This window comes from Streptomyces sp. RP5T (assembly GCF_003933965.1).
Lineage (GTDB): Bacteria > Actinomycetota > Actinomycetes > Streptomycetales > Streptomycetaceae > Streptomyces.
The window spans coordinates 1-2941 of sequence record NZ_RSAJ01000827.1; the positions used below are offsets into that span (position 1 = coordinate 1).

Consider the following 2941-nt stretch of genomic DNA (forward strand, 5'->3'; position numbering starts at 1 on the left):
GCCGGCCCTTCCGTCGGAGTCGGCGCATCAGTTCCAGGGCCCGCCCTAGGCCCAGCGCCCTCTCCCTCCTGGCTCACGGCCCGCTCTGACAACGGCAGACCTGTCGCGGAAGCCGACGCGGAATCTCTCCCAGCCAGGACGGGAGGCCCCGTCGGGTCTCCCCAGCCCGAGCCCGACGTCCCTCCAGCACTCAGCCCTTGTCCCGCGCCCCCTTCGCCGCTGCCCGAAGCTTCCTCGGAACTCCCCTCGTCCGTGGGCTCCGCCTGTGCGGAAAGGAGCCTCCGTTCCGGGTCCCCCGCCCGAGGTTCCCGGCTCGGTCCTCCCCCGGCGCCGGGAGGCCTCCGCTCCTCGCCCGGCTCCAACCCCGGCTCCATCCGCAAAGTCGGCGTAGGGGACGGGTACGCGGTCTCTCGCAGGGACGACTCGACCTCGTCCAGGCCCGGGCGTATCGAGGGGTCCTTCTCCAGCAGGGCCCTCAGGATGTCGGTCAACGGACCCGCCGTCGCGGGGAGTTCGGGCTCCTCGTAGAGGACGGCGTGCAGCGTGGCGAGGGTGGTGTCGCGGGAGAAGGGTGAGCGGCCGCCGAGGGCCGCGCACAGCGTCGCTCCCAGGGACCAGATGTCCGACGGCGGCCCCTGCGGCCGGCCCGAGACCCGCTCGGGGGCCATGTAGTCGGGGGAGCCGACGAGCATGCCGACCATGGTGAGCGCCTCGGTGTCCTGCATCGCGGCGATGCCGAAGTCCGTCAGCACGATCCGGTGGCCGGTGCGGTCACCGGCCTCCACCAGGACGTTGCCGGGTTTGATGTCCCGGTGCAGGACGCCCCGCGCGTGGACCTGTCGCAGGGCCCGCACCAGGCCGAGGCCGAGCAGTGCCGTCTCGCGCGGGCCGAGCGGGCCGTCCTCCACCGTCATCCGTTCCAGGGAGCGGCCGTTGACCAACTCCATGACGATCCACAGGCGTTCGCCCTCGTCCACGACGTCGTAGACCCGTACGACGTTCGGGTGGTCGATACGGGCCGTCGCCCTGGCCTCGCGCAGGGTCCGCTCACGGCGGGTGCGGGTGTCCTCCGCGTCGAGGCCGTCGATCCGCATCTCCTTGACCGCGACCTGGCGGTCGAGCATTTCGTCGGCGGCCCGCCACACCCGTCCCATTCCTCCCTGACCGATGCTCTCGACCAGGCGATAGCGCCCCGTCACCAGGAGCCCTGGAACTCCGCCGCGCCTCGCATTTCCCGTGTCTCCCGTATTCCCCGGCAATCCGCTGCACCCCCTCAACGATGTCCCGAGTGGAACACAATGGTCACACTTCGCGCCGTACCAGCATAGTGCGGAGAAATCTTGTGGTACCTCTTCAAGTACTGCGAATTCAGGCGCAGCCAAGGGGGACGAACATGAGTTCTCGTCGTATGACGACCATCGCCGGATCGCTGGTCACGGCATCCTTCGCGACGGTGATGATCTTTTCCTGCACCGCGAGCGCGGACGAGGGACCGGCAAGCAGCAAGGGGGGAAAAGCTGTTGACGAGGCACCGGCCGGTGTGGAGCTGAAGACGACACTGCCCGAGAGGATCTCTGTCGACAACAGCTCGCAGAAGACCGATCTCACGGCCACCGTGAAGAACGACGGGAGCAAGGACAGCGGAAAAATCAGGCTTCTGGTCGTCGGATTCGACGGCATGACGGTCAATAACGTTCAAGGCTGCTCTCCGATCGAAGAAAAAGACCTACCGGAGGGCTCGAACAGCGGTTTCGCCTGCCCCATCGGCAATCTCGCGGCAGGCAAGTCGAAGTCGTACGCCGTTGATGCGACGTTCGATCTCAAGAAGACCGGAAAGATCTGTCTGCCGGTGCAGACCGAAGACGGGAAGAAGACGTTCTGGCAGCAGGGCCCGGTTCCGTTCGGTACGACCAACCCGTCGCCGAACGCCCCGGCCACCCCGCTGCTGCTGGGCACCGACAACAAGCCGGTGGCACCGGGCGGGGAAGCCTCGGGCGAACTGCCGAAGACCGGCCCGGCACGTGACCTGCTGCCCCTCGGGGCCGCGGGTGCGGCGCTGATGTCGGCGGGAGTGGCCGGGCTGTGGTGGTCGCGGCGGCGCCCGCAGCGCACCTGCTGATCCGCGGGAGAGAACGAGAGAGAAGAGGTGGAGGCGTGACCTGACGGTGTCCGTCAGGTCACGCCTCCACCGTGTTCGCGCCACGACCCGGCGCGCCTCTTCTTGAAGACTGTCAGCGCCTGACGAGCTTCCAGGCGGTGGGCAGGAGGCCCATCGCGAGGGCCGCCTTGAGGGCGTCGCCGAGGAGGAAGGGGGTGAGGCCGGCCGCGACGGCGGCGGACAGCGACATGTCGGCGGCGTAGGCGAGGTACGGGACACCGACCGCGTAGATGATCGCCTCGCCCACGAGCATGGCACCGGCCGTCCGCCACACGCTCCGGTCGGCACCGCGGCGGGCCAGGGCGCCGACGGCGGCGGAGGCCAGGATCATGCCGAGGATGTAGCCGAAGGAGACCGAGAACCCGGAGGTGCCCTGGGCGAACCACGGGAGTCCGGCGAGGCCCGCCAGCGCGTACAGCGCGAGGGAGGCGACACCGCGGCGGGCCCCGAGGGTGGTGCCGACGAGCAGCGCGGCGAAGGTCTGGCCGGTCACCGGCACCGGGGAGCCCGGCACGGGCACGGAGAGCTGGGCAGCGAGACCGGTGAGCGCGGCGCCGCCGGCCACGAGCGCGATGTCCCGGACGCGGGAGGCGGGGATCAGGTCGGCGAGGACCTGGCCGGTGCGGGCGGGGGCGACGGCGGTGCTCATGGGGACTCCGCGGGTGTGATCGACAGGGGACACGGTGACGCTATCCCGGCGTCCTCGGGCCGATCACCGTCAACGGTCGACAAAGCCTTGAACAGCGGCTTGGTGGACTCCGGACAAAGAGTGTGGGGTACACC

General features: G+C 69.6%; 3 protein-coding genes. 1 reads left to right on the forward strand and 2 read right to left on the reverse strand.

Annotation, left to right across the window (positions count from 1 at the left end):
* Positions 1-1154, reverse strand: a 1154-nt coding sequence (locus EHS43_RS41640; protein ID WP_260470960.1) for a serine/threonine-protein kinase, incomplete at its 3' end; no start/stop codon positions are given.
* A 239-nt stretch (positions 1155-1393) separates the two neighbouring features.
* Here EHS43_RS41640 and EHS43_RS41645 point away from each other — a divergent pair.
* A complete protein-coding gene (locus tag EHS43_RS41645; RefSeq protein WP_125195692.1) occupies positions 1394-2119 on the forward strand; it encodes an LPXTG cell wall anchor domain-containing protein in 726 nt (241 codons plus the stop codon).
* 112 nt (positions 2120-2231) lie between these two features.
* Here the strand turns inward: EHS43_RS41645 and EHS43_RS41650 are convergent, their stop codons facing one another.
* Positions 2232-2807 (reverse strand): biotin transporter BioY, encoded by a 576-nt coding sequence (locus EHS43_RS41650; protein WP_125195693.1) that lies wholly within the window; start codon positions 2805-2807, stop codon positions 2232-2234.
* Positions 2808-2941: the final 134 nt, after the last annotated feature.